Below are 14,748 nucleotides of genomic sequence, written 5' to 3'. Positions count from 1 at the left end.
CCGGATTAGAGGGCGGGAAGTCCCCTGTCCTCGCGGTGAGAGGCAAGGTGAGCTCAGGGCGTCCCAGTAGACTCGGAGGGTCTCTGGCCTACCGTCGGAGGGCGGGAATTGCGGTGGGGAAGGACACATGGCGGCAAGCATCGACGACTACCGGCGTAAGTGTTGGGACGCAGCCCTGCATGCCTACGGGACCGGCTACATCTTCCAGAAGCGGACCACCCGTCTGAAGCGCAAGACCGACCTGCTGACCTGGGTCGGCTTCGCGGTCCCGTTGCTCATCGGAGCGTTGGTAGGAACTTTCGGCAAGGGCAAGGTCTGGAGCGTCGTCCTCATCGTCGCGTCCGTGATCGGGGCGGCACAACTTGCCTTGAGTCTCTGGTCCCTCGTCAAGCGGTGGCCGGAGGAACTGTCCTACTCCTCTGCCTCAGCCACAGCTAACGAATCGCTCGCCTCCAGGTTCGCTGCACTGGGCGAAGACCCTCCGGGACTTAATCCGTTGCGGACCCAATTCGAAAAGCTCACCGTCGAAGACACGGCCCGGCGGGAGAGAGACAACGAGAAGGGTGTGACGGAGAAGGAACGCCGCATGGGCATGCGCGCCGCGCTGCGGAAGTTCCGGCGCCAATGTCCGGCCTGCCAACAAACCCCGACCACAATGGACCCGTCCGACTGTGGTGTCTGCGGAAAGTTCTAACCGACAGCAAGGAGCCTGTACATGGACAGCAAGGTAGCCGCAGTTCTCCAAGGCTTCGTTGCCCTCACGCCGACCCAGCGCGCCGAGTTCGTCACCGTCGTCAACGAGTACATCAACGGCAACCCGCCCACCCAGGACCGTCTGACCAAGGAATCCAGGAGAGACTGGATCACCAAGGTGGACCTGGGCCCGACCTCCCAGATCTGCCCCTGCTGCGGCCGGTAGCAGTGGTGCCAGCCATCAGGTTCGCTCGCGGCCTGGTAGCGGCGTTGGCCGTCCTGTTGGCCAACGAGCGGGTGCTGCGCCAGCCAGGGCGAACCGGCCCGGTGGCGCTACGGAGGCCGCGGACCACCCGCGCATTCGTTATGGCTGGTGCCGAATGGATCGACAGGTTCGTCTCGAGGTAGACCGGCAACGGCCCGACACTGTCCCTGGCTCGGGCCCCAGCGAGACCCAATACGATCCCTCCGATCGGATTGATGGACCAGAGGGGGAACCACAGTGATCACACGGAAGCGGGCCCGGGGCTGGAGCGCAATGGGGGTCGCCGCTCTCCTTACGATGGGCGTGGCCGGTTGTTCTTCCGGAAGTGGGTCCGGGACGTCTCCGGCGTCTTCCGCCGCTGGCGCCTCTGGCAGCGCGGCACCGTCGTTCACCGAAGCGCAGGCCCAGCAGGTTTTCGAGCGGTACGTCAAAGAGAGGCAGGCGGCCACCGAGAAGGGCGATACCGAGGCGCTCGCCCGGGTGGAGGACGGGCAGCTGCTCAAGGAGAACCGGGCTGAGGCACAGCTGCACCAGGCCAACGGAACCAAGAATGATCCGATTCGGCCTGTCCGCCCGGTGTACCTGATCCCGCAGACCGGCTCCGGAGCGCCACAGAGCTTCGCGGTCCTGAGTAAGACGGAGGGACGGGAAACGGACCGCAGTTCCACCCTGACCTTTTTCACTCGCGACCAGGCGGGCGGGGAGTGGAAGGCGGTCGTGGCCACCTGGGTGGTGACCGAGGCGCCGCCGACGACGGCTCCGACCGACGCCCCCTCCGCGACACCGGTGCCAGGCCAACTCTCCCTGCAGCCGAAGGTAATGCCGGCCCTGGCCCGCGGAGCGTCGGGAGGCGTGGAGCTGTCGCCGACAGCGGAGACGGACACCGGTGTGTGCGGGCGCTATGCCAAGTACCTGAGCTTCACCGTGCCGGCGGGGAAGCCGGAGAGCGCCGACTTCGAACGAGGCGACTTCACCAGCGGCCTGGTGGGCTACTTCAACGGATGGGACCAGAAGGTGCTCGAGCGCAGCCTCTCGTTCCGTTCGCTGACGAACGCGCTGCCGACGTTCCGGCTGAAGGACGGCGGCTCCCTCGTCACCTGCACACTGGAGGGCACCTACCTGGACCGGGGCCGGACGCCGGCCAACTGGATCGAGCCCGACGGCGACACCGACGCACTGCTGGGACGGGGCCGCAAGTGGTCCAGCATCGAGGAGGTGTGGTCCGTGCCAGCCGTAGTGGAAGTGCCGCAAGGGGGCGGTCCCGCAACGGTGCTCTCCTCGGAGGCGTACGGAGCGACGAAGCTGTCGGTGACGGGTGTGGAGTGGAAGTAGTGGGACCGATCGAGGGGGCGCGGCCTCAGCGGCTGGGTGCCCTCGCCAGCCCGCCGAGGTAGCAGTCCCGGAGGCCCGCCTCGGGGTTCAGGCCCTCGTCGCAGGCGAGGTCGTCCGACCGCTCCCGGCCATGGCCCCCACGGGTTACCACCAGGCGGAAGAAGGCGCCGTCCGGCACCTGGGCGTTCTGCGGGCGGTGCCGCCAGGGTGTCGGACGGCGCTCGACGTGGGGTGCGAATTGGCAGACAGGCGAGCCAGCCCTGGTGGGAGCTTGTCACTCCAGCCTTAGCTCCACGGTTCGATGACCTTCAACGTCGGTTTCCGGAAGGAGACTTCGACGCCACCGGCTACCGTGACCGTGACGAGTTCGAGCGCGAGTTCGCAGAGCGCTTCGCCCACGATGCCGGCGAGCTGGGCACGGATCTCGGAGGTTTCGTCGGCGAGTATCCGGGAGGGCGAACTGAACTCGAACCGTCCGAGGCCGTAGTGCCCCGCCAGGCGGAAGGTCACGGTGGTCTCGGGCTGGGGGGCCTTGAGCATCTTGGCCAGCGCGGCCCGCTCCTCGGAGGAGCTTGGGCAGCCGCACGGAGTCCCCCGCACCTCGGTCGGCGACAGGAACAGGGCGCCGTCGCAGTGGTGGACGAGCCCCTTCGGGCCCCACAATCGCATCTCGGTCGCGACGGAGTCCGCGCCGTCGAGGACAATGCGAACCGCAGGCGAACCGGTCACTACCCCCTGGGCCCAGTCGTCGGCCTGTGTGCCGCCGAGCAGTTGAGAGACTGCCGCAGCAGTCTCCGGGGTGGCGCTGGAGACCCGCCAGTTGGGCAGCGACTCAGGGCGGTTGTCGGTCCGGCGGCCGGTGTGGAAGCGGCCCACGACTGCGTCGTTGGGCGCGCAGACGTCCGGAGCTACCGAGGGCTCAACCCGCTTGCGGCTGCCCTTGTCACCGGAGGACTTCCGCTCATGGAGCGTTGTGAGCGATCCGTCGATCACACGGCTGGAGCGAAGGAGGCTGGTAGTGGTCAGTGCAGATCGAGTTGCCGCCACTGGGGCCTGAAGGGCCTTCAGGTGGATGACTGCAGAGCGGGCGTCCGGCTGGGCAGTGCTGAGGGACAGCTGGGGCATGCGGCTCCTCTTGCGGTGGCCGGCGGGCTGCAACCCGGGCTACCGCATGGCGACGTCATGGATGGGCGGTTGGTGAGTGGGTGGCTCCCGACTGGGAGCGAGAAGGCGGCGATCGGACATCAGTACCGAGATCGCGGGAGCCGAACTGGCCGCGATCTGTCGCGGCGGCACGGCGGAGAAGCTGCGTCGGCGTCCAGAGCAGGTGGCCTGCGGGGCGCGGACGGGCAGCTGGGGACAGACCCGTCAGATGGGTCTGGGGGAGGCGCTGGGGGCGGTCGCGGCGGAGCCCGAGACGAACCGCGCGGTGGTGGCTTGGCAGGATCCGCAGGCTGCGACTGCGTGTTGCTGGGGCGGCATGCGGGTCCCTCCTTGGTGGCTGGCGGGCTGCAACCCTGCACCGTGGTCGATCGTCGTGGATGGGCGTTGCGCGGTTGGTGGCCGCGCGGGGTGTGACGTTAGCTCTGGATCCCGGCCGCGCCAAATGGCTGGTCGGGCTTGTGAGCACGGTAGGAGTGGTCCCGGCCGTTTTCCAAAAAAGATCTTGAGCGGGCCTCGTAAACGGCCGACAGTGTCTCGGGCGACGGCCCCAGCCAGGTCACTCGTCCGTGTGGACCGGCTCGGATGGCATCTTGCCGCCCTTGAGGAACTCCTGGACGAGCGGAGTTGGCGCGTATCTGCGGTACTCGAAGGACAGGCCGATCGCGATCTTGCCGCGCAGCCGCTTGCGGTTGTGGGGAAAGTCCTGGCAGTACTTCTCGGCGGCGGCCAGGGCCTTGGTCGTGAACTCGGCGCCCTGCGCGGCCAGGCGGTAGCCCTGGACCACGTGCTCGGCGAGCTCCTGCATGATCTTCTCTTCGGGCGAGGTCGACGGGCCGAGGAAGTCCTCCAGGGACAGGTCGAAGACCTTGGCGAAGCCGATCGCCTCGTTGAGGTTGATCCGCCTCCGCGGCTCGCCGCTCTCGATGCGCCAGACCGAGGACTGGTTGATCGGATAGCCGGCCTCGGTCATGCGCTTGGCCAACTCGCCGGTGCTCCAGCCGCGTCGCTCGCGCTCCAACCGGACCCGTTCGGCGGCGTTCTCCTCGCTCAAGCCGGCGACAGCGGTCTCGCCCGTCGCACTGCCTCCCGGCTCCTCCTTCACCGGCTCGTCGGAGGAGCCCTCCGCTGACTTGTCCTGCCTAGGCACTCGATTCACCTCGCATCCATTTCCGAGGCGACTTGCATAACGGCCGCCGGGGTGCCATGATGATGCATGATGAAAGGCTTGTCAAGCCGAACCGCATCGCCGCGCGGCTTGCTACCTGCCGCCCCGAAAAGGCCGAAGGCCCCCGGTGCTATCAACACCGAGGGCCTGAAAGGTCCAAAACCGCCCATCCACGACGATCGACCACGGTGCAGGGTTGCAGCCCATGCGCACCGGGGAAGGACCAACGTGCTCCAGCGTACGGCGTCGCGCCCTTGCGGCGCACCTGCCTCACGCCCATTCGCCCCGAAGGCGGGGTGGTAGGCCATGGCGCGCATCCGCACCATCAAGCCCGAGTACCCCGTCTCGGAGGACCTCGCCTCGGTCTCCCTGACCGCCGAGCGCACGTTCGTCTGCCTGCTCACCCAGGCCGACGACGAGGGACGCCACCGCGACAACGCGGCCGTCCTCAACGGCGCCCTGTGGTCGCTGCGGCCCGAGCACACCGCGCTCGACACCGAGGACGAGCTCCGCCAACTCGCCGAGACCGGCCTCATCTGCCGGTACACCGGCTGCGACGGGCGCCAGTACCTGCACGCCGCCAAGTGGCACGAGCACCAGAAGATCTCCCACCCCACCCCTTCGCGCCTGCCCTCCTGCCCCGTCCACGAGCCCGCGGGCTGGTGCGGCAAGTGCAAGGCCAAGGGCAAGGGCTGCGCGCGCCCGGCTCCGGAGAACTTCCGGAGCCTTCCGGAACCGCTCGCGACCCTCGCGGAGACCGTCCCCGCCCAACGGCCCTTCTCCGCCGACCCCGATCCCACCCCCGTAGCAGCCCTGCCGGTGCCCAATGCGGCAGCTCCGAGCAAAAGTGCAGGTCAGACGGCTTCTCCGGAGTCCCTCCGGAGGACTCCGGAGAACGTCGTGCCTGGACCATGGACCTTGGACCATGGATCTACCCCTGAAGGGGGCGGCGGCGCCGCGCCCACCCCGGCACCCTCGTCGGCAGCACCCGACCGGGACGGCCCGGTCCTGGTCGCCGCGCCCACCGGCAAGCCGTCGGTGAACGCGGGCGCCCTGCTGGCCGAGTACGTCGCCACCTGCCCGAAGCCGGTACCGGCCAACGTGCGTGGACACCTCGGCAAGGTCATCAAGGACCTGCTCGACAGCGGCACCAGCGACGACGACATCCGCGCCGGACTGCAGCTCTACGCGGCGAAGCCGATGAGCCCGAGCGTGCTGCCGAGCATGGTCCACGAGGCGATCAACGCCCAGCCCGCCGTGGCGTCCCGCGCCGGGCAGAGCCCTGCCCGCGCGCCGTACCGGCCCTTCGCCAACCCGGCCGACGCCCGCGACTACTACGAGGGGGACCTGTGACCAGCCTGCCCAGCCCCCGCCGCACGGACGAGCGTCGCGAGCCGCAGCCGGCCTCCGGCGCGGTCCTGCGCCTGGAACGGATGCTGGCTGCCAAGGGCATCGACCCCGACCGGCCGCTGCCCGACACCGACCAGCCCTCCACCGCGCTGGAGCTCGCCGACCAGCGCATCCCGCCGCGCTACCGCCTCGCCGAAGCCGACCACCCGGAGGTCACCACCTGGGTCCAGCAGGTCACCCTGGCCTGCCGACCCGGCCCCGGCGGCACCCCCGGCATCGCCCAGGGGCCCTCACTCCTGATCGCCGGACCCACCGGCTCGGGCAAGACCCACCAGGCGTACGGGGCAATCCGCAGCCTGCTCAAGGCCGGGGTCCGTCTGCGCTGGAACAAGCTCACCGCAACGGAGCTGTACGCCTCCCAGCGGCCCCGCCAGGGCGCGGACCTCGAGCGGGAGATGCGCGACCTGATGGCCTGCCCGCTGCTGGTCCTCGACGACCTCGGTGCCGCCAAGGCGTCCGAGTGGACCGAGGAGCTCACGCTGCGGCTGGTCGACCACCGGTACGAGCACCTGCTCCCGACGGTCTTCACCACCAACCTGGCGCCCGGCGAGGTCAAGAACGCTCTCGGCGACCGCACCGCCTCCCGCCTCGCCGAGATGTGCGAACGCGCCATCCTCACCGGCACCGACCGCCGCAGGCGAACCGCCGCCTGAGGCGCTCAGCGGCTGAACGCCGGAGCGGTTCAGCACCTGGAGCGCCGCGCCATTAGCTGCTGAATGGCCGCGGTCGGACGCCAGCCTCCCCACACCTCACCCCACCTCTGCCTCGCCACGCCCGCCCATGGCGAGCCACCCCTGGAGCACCACCCTTGACCACCATCGCGATACCCCCTGCCCGCACCCCGTCCGCCCGGGCCACGATCTGGGACCGGCTCGCCGTCGCCCTGCTCGGCGTCCTCGGCTTCGTCCTGTCCTACGACGCCCTGCGGCAGATGGCCGCTGCGACCCACGTGCGCGGCCCGCTCACCTACCTCTTCCCGATCATCGTCGACGGCTTCATCGCCTACGGCGTCCGAGCCCTGCTCGTCCTGCGCGAGGCCCGATGGCCCGCCCGCGCCTATGCCTGGACGCTCTTCGCCGGAGCGACCGCCACCAGCGTCTGGGCCAACGCCCTGCACGCCGTCCGCCTCAACGAACTGCTCACCACCGGCAGCGGGCTGAAGCTCACCGACACCGTCGTCGGCATCCTGTCCACCCTCGCCCCGCTCGCCCTCGGCGGCGCCGTCCACCTCTACATCCTCATCGCCCGCCACGGGCACGACACCCCGACCGATCCCGTCGAGCAGAACGCCGTTCCGCGCACCGAGACTTCTGCCGACCCGGTGACCGCCGACCCTGAACCGGAGCTCCGGCTGGAACGAGCGAAGGACCGCAGCGACGAGAACGCGCTCCTGACGCTCATGTCCGCCGCCGGACTTCTGCCCGCCGAGTGGCGCGACGCGCTGCCCGACTCCGAACCGGCAGAGGTCGACGACCAATCGGTCGATGAACCGGACACCCAGGCCGAAGGCGCCGCCGGGGCGGGGAACAAGCCGATCGGGCGTCCGCCGGGCGCGCCGATGGAGCGGCTGCTGGAGGTGGGCCGCGCGGCGGTCGCCGCCGAGGGCCGTCTCACCCGCGCGATCGTCGAGCAGGCCGTGCGCGACGCCGGCCTTCCGCTCGGCAGTACCCGCCTCACCGAGCTGATGCGAAAGCTCCGCGAGGAGCAAGCCGACGAACAGAACCCTCCGCACCCCGAGGCCGACTGACCGGCCCTGGTGTCCGGCTGACCGGCCCGGTCGGTCAGCCGGACACCGACTTCTGCCGACCCACCGCCGCACTCGGCAGAAGGCCACCACCCGCCCGGTCACTGCACCCGGCCGGACTCGACCCCGCCGCGGACACCAGTCCCATGTGGCGTTCGGTCCTGGGAAGGCCGCGCCTGACACGTCGCCCATACCTGCGAATTCCGGCATGGCCAAACCGGCAACCACCCGGACACTGCCCACCCACACACCCACCAGCCCGAATCGCCAGCCGCCACCGAGGAACGACACGCGTGAACACCGTCCGACGAACCCTGCACAGCCTGCTCGGGAAGCCAGTAAGCTCCCAGGATCGCAACGGAGTTGACCACCTCCACGACAACAGCGGAGCAAGCGAGTGCGTCCGGCCCCCTTATCGGGGCCCGGACGCGGACGCCCGCGCCCAGGAGGGCGTGGGCGGGGTGGTGTTGCCGAGCGCGAGGGCGCGCGCGGCAACACCACAGGAGCACCGCGAGGGCGCGGCACTCCAGGAGAAGCCCACCAACCTCGTCCTCGCATCCGCCGCCGACGACGAGCTGCCACCCGCCGCATCGATCGCCCGCACCGATCGTGCCGACGAGCGCCTTAAGCCCAAGCGTCGCCGCCGTGACGACGAGAACCCGAAGCACACGAAGGTCTCCCTTCGTGTCACCCCCGAAGAGAAGGCAGATATCGAGAACCGGGCGAAGGCCGCGAAACTGTCCGTCGCGCACTACCTCGCGCGCAAGGTTTTCTCCGAGGATGGCTTCGGCCTCGGCGGACGGGACGCGAGCCTGGATGCGGCGGTCGACGAACTCAGGGCGACCCGCCGCCAGCACGCCGGCGCGATGAGCAACCTCAACCAGCTCGGCCGCGACTACAACTCCGGCATCGACCTCCAGCCTGCTGCGGTCCAGGACGCCGCGACCGCCGTCCACCGTGCCTTCGAGGCGGGACTGCGGCTCCTCGACCGAGTCGACTCCGCCGCGTCGGGGCTGGCGAAGGCGAAGCGCCGTTGATCAGCAAGGCCGTCCGCGGCAACGACACCCTCGGCGCGCTCCGCTACCTGTTCGGTCCCGGCAAGGCGAACGAGCACACCGACCCTCACCTCGTCGCCTCCTGGGACGGCTTCGTCCCCGACCCCGGACGGCACCCTTCCGCCACCCTCGAACAACTCCGGGACGCCCTCGACCTCCACGTCGTCCAGTACGGAAGGAAGATCAACAAGCACGTCTACCACCGCATGATCCGCGCCGACCCGGACGACCGCATCCTCGGCGACGAGGACTGGGCCGCCATCGCACGCCGTGTCATTGCCGCCGCCGGCATCGCCCCGGACGGCGACGAGGAAGCCTGCCGGTGGGTCGCTGTGCGCCACGCCGACGACCACATCCACATCCTCGCCACCGTCGTGCGGGCCGACCTCACGCAGGCCCGCCTGCGCGGCGACCAGTACAGCGTCGAAGCCGAACTCACCAAGATCGAACGCGAGTACAAGCTCGTCGACCTGTCCGACACCCGCACCCACGAATACCGGGATGCGATCCCCAAGCGCGCCAAGGGCTCCGAACTGCGCAAGGCCCAGCGCCTCGGCCGGGAAGGCACCGACCGCGACCGCCTGCGCACTGCCGTACGCCAGGCCCTGGCCGGGGCCGCAGACGAGGAGGAGTTCACCGCCCGACTCACCGCGAAGGGCGTGCTCCTCGCCGTGCGCCGCGCACCCTCCGGCGACGTGACCGGCTACAAGTTCGCCCTCCCCACCGGCGACGAGAGCGGACCGATCTGGTTCTCCGGCAGCAAGCTCGCCTCCGACCTCACCCAGCCGAAGATCCAGGCACGCTTCGCCCTCGGCGTCGACGAGCCCGCCTTCCCCACGCCCGACCCGCGCACCTGGCCCGCTGACGGCCGCCACCGGGCCAGCACCACCATCGAACGCGCCTATCTGGCCTTCGACGACGACCAGGACGTCGCCCGCGCGGAGGCGGTGATCCGGGGCGGCCTCGAAGTCCTCGACACGCTCGCCGCCACCAGCCCCACCCTCAGCAGGAAGGAACTCCACCAGGCAGCACGGGCCCTGGAGTACACCCGCATCGCCCACACCCGCGCAGCCGGCGCCGACCTTCGCGCGATGCGCTCCGCCGCCCGCGAACTCCTCCACGCCGGGCCCTCCACCGGCCGGGGCGAGGACGGCACGGCCGCCGCCACAATGCTGACCAGCCTCGTCCTGCTCGCCGTCGTGATCGCCAAGTGGCACGCCGCCGAAGGCCACCGCCACCAAGCCGACGCCGCCCGCACGGCGGCCGGCCACCTGCGCGCCGCCTACACCCGGCACGCGGCCAAGCCGATCGCCCACCTCACCCTCGAAGGCCGACTCCTCCCGAAGCCCGACCACGACCGGCAGGCCGACGCCGTCCGCCGCACCCTGCCCGCCGACCAGGCCACCCGGCTCCTCACCGAGGAGAACTGGGCAGCCCTCGCCGCCACCCTCGCCCAAGCCGAGGCCGCCGGCCACAACCCGACCACCCTGCTCACCAACGCCGCCGGGCGCCGCGAACTCTCCACCGCCGACTCACCCGCCGCCGTCCTCACCTGGCGCATCCGCCGCGACGCCAACCTCCCCGCCCCCGCACCGGCCGCCACCCCCGACGAACTGCGCACCAGGGCAGCCCGCGCCCGCACGACCAACCGCACCACCGGCACACCGTCTACCCCGGTCATCACACCGCCGGCGCCGGTCGCACCCGACCAGGTGCGCCGAACACGCTGACCAACCCAGGTGGGCGGGTGCGGAGCCTCCGCACCCGCCCACCAGCCACCGATCCTGCCCAGCATGGACGTCACCCGTCAGCCGCCGCCGAAAGCAGGACCCAGCCAACGAAGCAGACCGCCGGGATTTCCCGAGGAATCCCGCCGACCGGAGCGCGACAACTACCCTGCGGCAAGGTGACGGTGTCGATTCGATGTCCTTCTCGCAGGGAGGGATCCATTCCGGCAGCGCACGTCGTATGGTCCCTTGCTGCCCCGCTGCCGACCCCGAAGGGACCGCATGACCGACTACGACCACGACTTCTACAACCCCGCCCCCGAACCCGCGCGTGCCGTCATCCGCGCCGTCCCGCACCCCGCCGAGCTCAACCCCCGCGGCATCACCATCACCTGCACCGCCTGCGGCGCCCGCCGAGACTGGCTCCTCCTCGCCGTCCACGACCAGATCTTCGTCCGCTGCCGCTGCGCCCACGAATGGCGCGAGCCCGACCTCACCCGGGCCGACTTCGACCGGCACTACGTCGAGCCCGAGCATGAATGGGACGACTTCGACACCGCCATGAGAGCCCTCGCCTTCGACGGACTCCTCGCCGGAACGACGTGGAACCTGGACTGAGGTCCACGCCGCACCCGCCGCTGTTCACCTCCGACGCCTGCCGCGTCACGCCCAGACGAGCGAGGACAGCGGGGTGGGCGGACGGCGCTTCGACTACCGGCGGAGGTCGACCTGGATCACGGCGTGGCGGCCGTTGGTACGCCACGGCGTCCCGGCGCTGTCGAGCTGAGCGACGACGGCAGCGTCGACGCCGACGATCACGTCCGACTTCAGCGTCCGCAGCGCTGTGACGGCTGAGGGGAAGTGGCTGGCCACCTCGGTGAACGCAGTGGTGGGCGGCCACAGCTGATCGCCCACCAGCCGACGGTAGTTGAGGTCACCCTTGAAGATCGTCATCGTCGCGCCGGTGAACTCGGACCGGAGGTCGTCGGGCATGTCGTGGAACGGCAGTGGTGCGCAGAAGAACGGGTGCGTGCGGACCACAAGCGCGCCGCTGTCCATCGCCCGCCACAGCCGTTCGCCGATCGTCCCGGCAGCCGCCGTGGTCGCGGTGCGCAGGCGCTGGACGGTGGCGAGGACATCGGCCATCGTCGCGTCCGACACGTAGTGCGGCTGCGGCTTCACGTACACGACGACCTGCGCCGCCAGGCCGGAAGCCAGGAGATGGTCGACCAGCACCAGGTCCGGCAGCAGCTCCCGGCCGGCATTGTCCGCGATGATGCAGACCCGCCCGCCTTCGGCCCGCTCCAGCTCGGCCCACAACGCCTCACTGTCGTCGGCCACCAGGTCGGAGGCGATCGACCCTCCAGCCTCCGCCGTGATCTGGAAGCTCAGGTCGGCGCGGTTGCCCCAGAGCGCTGAGGAGAGAAGCGCGGCGGATCGCTTGTCGGTGAAGTCCGAGGGCAGGTCGCCGAGGGCCGCCAGCTCGGCGTCGACGGCCGGGCCGGCGAGTTCGGCGTCCTTGAACGGTGCGAACGGGTCGATGCCGTGCCAAACCCCTGGCCGGAAGTAGCCGGTGGCTTCGAGCAGCCTGCGGTAGAAGTAGCTCTCGGCCCACAGGAACGGCGCCTCGCCCCACGGCCGTCCGAACAGACCCTCACCCCACTCCAGCCATTGCTGGTGGTCGTGGGCACCGGTGCTGAGTGGCTGTAGTACACCCTCGGTGCTCTCGGCGAGGAGCTCCTCGATCGCGGCTCGCTCGCTCGGCCCGTACGGCAGCGCGTCGAGGACCTGCTGGATGAGCTTGGGGTGACGGTCGTGGAAGACACCCCAAGCGAAGGATCCGGGGACATTACTGCGGATCACGGGTGCAGTCATCGCGGTCGGGTTCGTCTCTCTCATCGACATCTCAGCTGACAGCTGTCCAACCCCACGGGCGTGGACCGTTCTGCCCTTGCAGGCAGGAGAGGCGGTAGTGGGCTTCCGCCCGGTGTCGAGCCGGATCGGCTGCCGCGTGCTGGAGAGCGAAGCAGGTGACCCGGAGCTCGCGGATGCTCCGTAGCACCGGGTAGCCGGCCCAGGTCATCACGTCGGCACCGTACGCCTCGCAGAAGGCGGTGTACTCGCTGTCCGAAACGGTGCCGAAGGTGCCGAAGCCGACGGCGGTAGCGGTCAGGTCCCACTCGGGAGGCCCGAGGGAGGTTCGTTCGAAGTCGAGCAGGTAGGTGGTGATCGGTGTGACCGCCACGTTGCCGCCCCATGCATCGCCGTGAATGACGCTCGCTGGCAGGCCGGGCGGGAGGCTCAGCCACGCTGTCTGGAGCTCTGCCAAGCGGTCCCGCAGCCACTGTCGCTGTGTGTCGTCGAGGGTGGCGGCCCCGTCGATCCTGGTGGCCAGCCGAACGAACGGGTCGAGCTGGCCCAACGGGAAGTCAGGAACGGAAAGCTTGTGGACCCGCCGCAGGAGCGGCGCGATGTCGGCAGCGGTTCCTGGGCGGTGCTGGGGCAGCTCGTGCCAGAAGGTCACGGGGTTGTTGTCGACATCCACTGGCTCCCGCAGGTGCTCGAGCGGGCGAACTGCAGGAACCCCGCAGTCGCGCAGCCAGCGTGCGACCGCCAGTTCGCGTCCGGCAGCAGCCGACTGGCCGGGGCGGCTGATGCGAGCCACGATCCCCAGCGGCAATCGCCACAGCGCGTTCTCCCCGATCCGGATCGGTTCGGCTCCCGCTGCGGACAGGCCCACTGTCGCGCACGCCTTGAGCAGTAGGGAGTGGGAGTCCTCGATGTTGCTCACGCTGCCACCGTATCGGCGATCTGTTCCCGCAGGTCCCGGACGTCGCCAAGGTTGCGGTGGCGATGGGCGACCCGGCCGAGTTCAGCCAGCTCGTGGTTGGCACGCAGCGAGCGGAGGTCGCTGACCTCGGCGAGCGCGGTCCGGCCCTCGGCCAACGCCTGCTCAGGGTCACCGGCAGCCATCTGGAGCGTGGCGAGCTTGGTTCGGGAGAACGCACGGGATCTGGCGAATCCGTCGCCGTGGCCGTCGACCGCTGCCTGGAGTCGCCGAAGGGCTTCCTGCGGCGGATGGCCGGCGAGGGCGAGGTCGAAGAGGGCGTGGCCGGTGTCGCCGTGGTGCTGGGCGCCGTCGTAATACGCCATCCACGGCCCTTCAGCGGCCGGGGCGATCGAGGTGAACGAGTCGTCGGACGCGCCGATCGCGGCCAGGGTCTGCTGAGCTCGACCCATCTTCGCCAGGGCCCGAGCGCGAGCGTTGTGGAGCATGGACTGCTCCGCGGGGGAGAGCCGGTCGGCGCGTGCCAGGCCGAGCTCGGCGAAGGTGAGCCCGGCGTCGGGGTCCCCACACCAGATGGCCTGGCGGGAGCGGAGGTTGTAGGAGATGGCGCGTAGCGGCCAGTTGTCCACTTCCTCGGCGCACGAGGTGGCGAAGGCGAAAAGTCGGCGGGCGTCTTCGTGGGCGAAGGCGTCGAAAGCCGAGGCGCCGACCACGGTCGCCAAGCGGCTGACGGCTCCGAACAGTTCAGCCCGCAACGGCGCGGGGCAGCGACTCTTCAGGAGACCGGCTGCCCAGCGCAGTTGGGCGAGCGCCGTGTCACGGACGACGCCGGCGCCGCCGTAGAGGTTGTCCCAGCTGCGCAGTGTGGTCGCTGCGGTGCGGATCTGCTCGACGTCGGCGGGCCGGACCACTGCGGGTACCGCGGTGGCCGGGGTGGAGGTCAGGAGCTGGGCCAGAGGGCCGGCGGCGAGAGCTGCACTCGTCACGGCAAGGAAGTTGCGTCGTTCCACGGGGTCGGACTCATTCCACTCGGAGGCTGGCGGTGGCATTTCCAGCGTGCCCCCGAGCAGCTCCCTTCGGGGAGGCTTGACGGCCCCGTTGCGCCGTTTGTCCATTACCTCTGAGCGGTTGTCCAATTCAGCCGCGGCCAGCACGACGCTTCGCGCGAGTACTCCGCCGGTGTCCAAGACCGCGTCTAACGCCTGGGCGTGGTGAAGCTTGCAGGGCCGCTCCGCCCGCTCGATCTTGCTGATCAGGTCCCCACTCAGGTGGACCAACTGCCCGAGCCTGTCCTGGCTCAGCCCCCTGAGCTTCCGCCAGTACTGAAGCTCCGCGCCGAACCAGTGGGCCGCGGATCGGGTGGGGTCCAGAGGCTTGAGTGGTCGCGGCACTTGATCCCCCAGGG

Annotated in this window: 14 protein-coding genes; 9 read left to right on the top strand and 5 right to left on the bottom strand. The window is 70.0% G+C overall.

Annotated elements, in window-relative coordinates; genetic code table 11:
• Positions 1-127: 127 nt before the first annotated feature.
• From ACIQWA_RS13220 to ACIQWA_RS13210, 3 genes are all read left to right on the top strand, one after another.
• On the top strand, positions 128-694 hold the full coding sequence (locus ACIQWA_RS13220) for a mobilome CxxCx(11)CxxC protein (protein ID WP_402481700.1): 567 nt from the start codon (positions 128-130) through the stop codon (positions 692-694).
• Positions 695-715: 21 nt separating this feature from the next.
• Positions 716-919, top strand: a complete 204-nt coding sequence (locus tag ACIQWA_RS13215) for a hypothetical protein (protein WP_402481698.1) — start codon at positions 716-718, stop codon at positions 917-919.
• A 276-nt stretch (positions 920-1,195) separates the two neighbouring features.
• On the top strand, positions 1,196-2,290 hold the full coding sequence (locus tag ACIQWA_RS13210; protein WP_402481696.1) for a hypothetical protein: 1,095 nt from the start codon (positions 1,196-1,198) through the stop codon (positions 2,288-2,290).
• Between the two features lie 285 nt (positions 2,291-2,575).
• On the opposite strand, the gene ACIQWA_RS13205 is transcribed toward ACIQWA_RS13210, so the two are convergent.
• Complete coding sequence (locus ACIQWA_RS13205) at positions 2,576-3,415, bottom strand: hypothetical protein (protein ID WP_402481693.1); 840 nt, start codon at positions 3,413-3,415, stop codon at positions 2,576-2,578.
• A 595-nt stretch (positions 3,416-4,010) separates the two neighbouring features.
• Positions 4,011-4,505 carry a transcriptional regulator gene (locus ACIQWA_RS13200; protein WP_392896069.1) on the bottom strand — a complete coding sequence of 165 codons (495 nt, stop codon included), beginning with the start codon at positions 4,503-4,505 and terminating at the stop codon, positions 4,011-4,013.
• 420 nt (positions 4,506-4,925) lie between these two features.
• On the opposite strand from ACIQWA_RS13200, the gene ACIQWA_RS13195 reads away from it, so the two are divergent.
• The 6 genes from ACIQWA_RS13195 to ACIQWA_RS13170 all read left to right on the top strand — a co-directional run bounded on the left by ACIQWA_RS13195 (position 4,926) and on the right by ACIQWA_RS13170 (position 11,173).
• Positions 4,926-5,972, top strand: a complete 1,047-nt coding sequence (locus ACIQWA_RS13195) for a hypothetical protein (protein WP_402481690.1) — start codon at positions 4,926-4,928, stop codon at positions 5,970-5,972.
• Between the two features lie 80 nt (positions 5,973-6,052).
• Positions 6,053-6,682, top strand: coding sequence for an ATP-binding protein (locus ACIQWA_RS13190; protein WP_402482422.1), 630 nt, complete (start codon positions 6,053-6,055; stop codon positions 6,680-6,682).
• Between the two features lie 155 nt (positions 6,683-6,837).
• Positions 6,838-7,776, top strand: a complete 939-nt coding sequence (locus ACIQWA_RS13185; protein ID WP_402481687.1) for a DUF2637 domain-containing protein — start codon at positions 6,838-6,840, stop codon at positions 7,774-7,776.
• Positions 7,777-8,066: 290 nt separating this feature from the next.
• Positions 8,067-8,810 carry a plasmid mobilization protein gene (locus ACIQWA_RS13180; protein WP_402481685.1) on the top strand — a complete coding sequence of 248 codons (744 nt, stop codon included), beginning with the start codon at positions 8,067-8,069 and terminating at the stop codon, positions 8,808-8,810.
• The gene (locus tag ACIQWA_RS13175) at positions 8,807-10,558 is read left to right on the top strand and encodes a relaxase/mobilization nuclease domain-containing protein (RefSeq protein ID WP_402481682.1); all 1,752 of its coding nucleotides are present in this window, start codon (positions 8,807-8,809) and stop codon (positions 10,556-10,558) included. The genes ACIQWA_RS13180 and ACIQWA_RS13175 overlap by 4 nt, the downstream gene beginning before the upstream one ends.
• A gap of 279 nt (positions 10,559-10,837) precedes the next feature.
• A complete protein-coding gene (locus ACIQWA_RS13170; protein ID WP_402481680.1) occupies positions 10,838-11,173 on the top strand; it encodes a hypothetical protein in 336 nt (111 codons plus the stop codon).
• 93 nt (positions 11,174-11,266) lie between these two features.
• On the opposite strand, the gene ACIQWA_RS13165 is transcribed toward ACIQWA_RS13170, so the two are convergent.
• The 3 genes from ACIQWA_RS13165 to ACIQWA_RS13155 are packed head-to-tail and all read right to left on the bottom strand — an operon-like array spanning position 11,267 to position 14,734.
• Positions 11,267-12,430, bottom strand: a complete 1,164-nt coding sequence (locus ACIQWA_RS13165; protein WP_402481677.1) for a damage-control phosphatase ARMT1 family protein — start codon at positions 12,428-12,430, stop codon at positions 11,267-11,269.
• 31 nt (positions 12,431-12,461) lie between these two features.
• Complete coding sequence (locus ACIQWA_RS13160) at positions 12,462-13,346, bottom strand: phosphotransferase family protein (RefSeq protein WP_402481674.1); 885 nt, start codon at positions 13,344-13,346, stop codon at positions 12,462-12,464.
• A complete protein-coding gene (locus ACIQWA_RS13155; protein WP_402481671.1) occupies positions 13,343-14,734 on the bottom strand; it encodes a helix-turn-helix domain-containing protein in 1,392 nt (463 codons plus the stop codon). Before ACIQWA_RS13155 ends, ACIQWA_RS13160 begins: the two co-directional genes overlap by 4 nt.
• Positions 14,735-14,748 lie beyond the last annotated feature (14 nt).

Source organism: Kitasatospora sp. NPDC098652 (assembly GCF_044760155.1).
In the GTDB taxonomy this organism is placed as follows: Bacteria; Actinomycetota; Actinomycetes; order Streptomycetales; family Streptomycetaceae; genus Kitasatospora.
Note: the sequence above shows the minus strand (reverse complement) of the source record. Positions and strands in the feature narration are given on the sequence as shown.

Excerpts from the sequence above, each read along its gene's own strand:
- ACIQWA_RS13220 (WP_402481700.1), top strand. The coding sequence starts at position 128 with ATGGCGGCAAGCATCGACGACTACCGGCGTAAGTGTTGGGACGCAGCC.
- ACIQWA_RS13215 (WP_402481698.1), top strand. The coding sequence starts at position 716 with ATGGACAGCAAGGTAGCCGCAGTTCTCCAAGGCTTCGTTGCCCTCACG.
- ACIQWA_RS13205 (WP_402481693.1), bottom strand. The coding sequence starts at position 3,415 with ATGCCCCAGCTGTCCCTCAGCACTGCCCAGCCGGACGCCCGCTCTGCA.
- ACIQWA_RS13195 (WP_402481690.1), top strand. The coding sequence starts at position 4,926 with ATGGCGCGCATCCGCACCATCAAGCCCGAGTACCCCGTCTCGGAGGAC.
- ACIQWA_RS13190 (WP_402482422.1), top strand. The coding sequence starts at position 6,053 with ATGCTGGCTGCCAAGGGCATCGACCCCGACCGGCCGCTGCCCGACACC.
- ACIQWA_RS13170 (WP_402481680.1), top strand. The coding sequence starts at position 10,838 with ATGACCGACTACGACCACGACTTCTACAACCCCGCCCCCGAACCCGCG.
- ACIQWA_RS13165 (WP_402481677.1), bottom strand. The coding sequence starts at position 12,430 with ATGACTGCACCCGTGATCCGCAGTAATGTCCCCGGATCCTTCGCTTGG.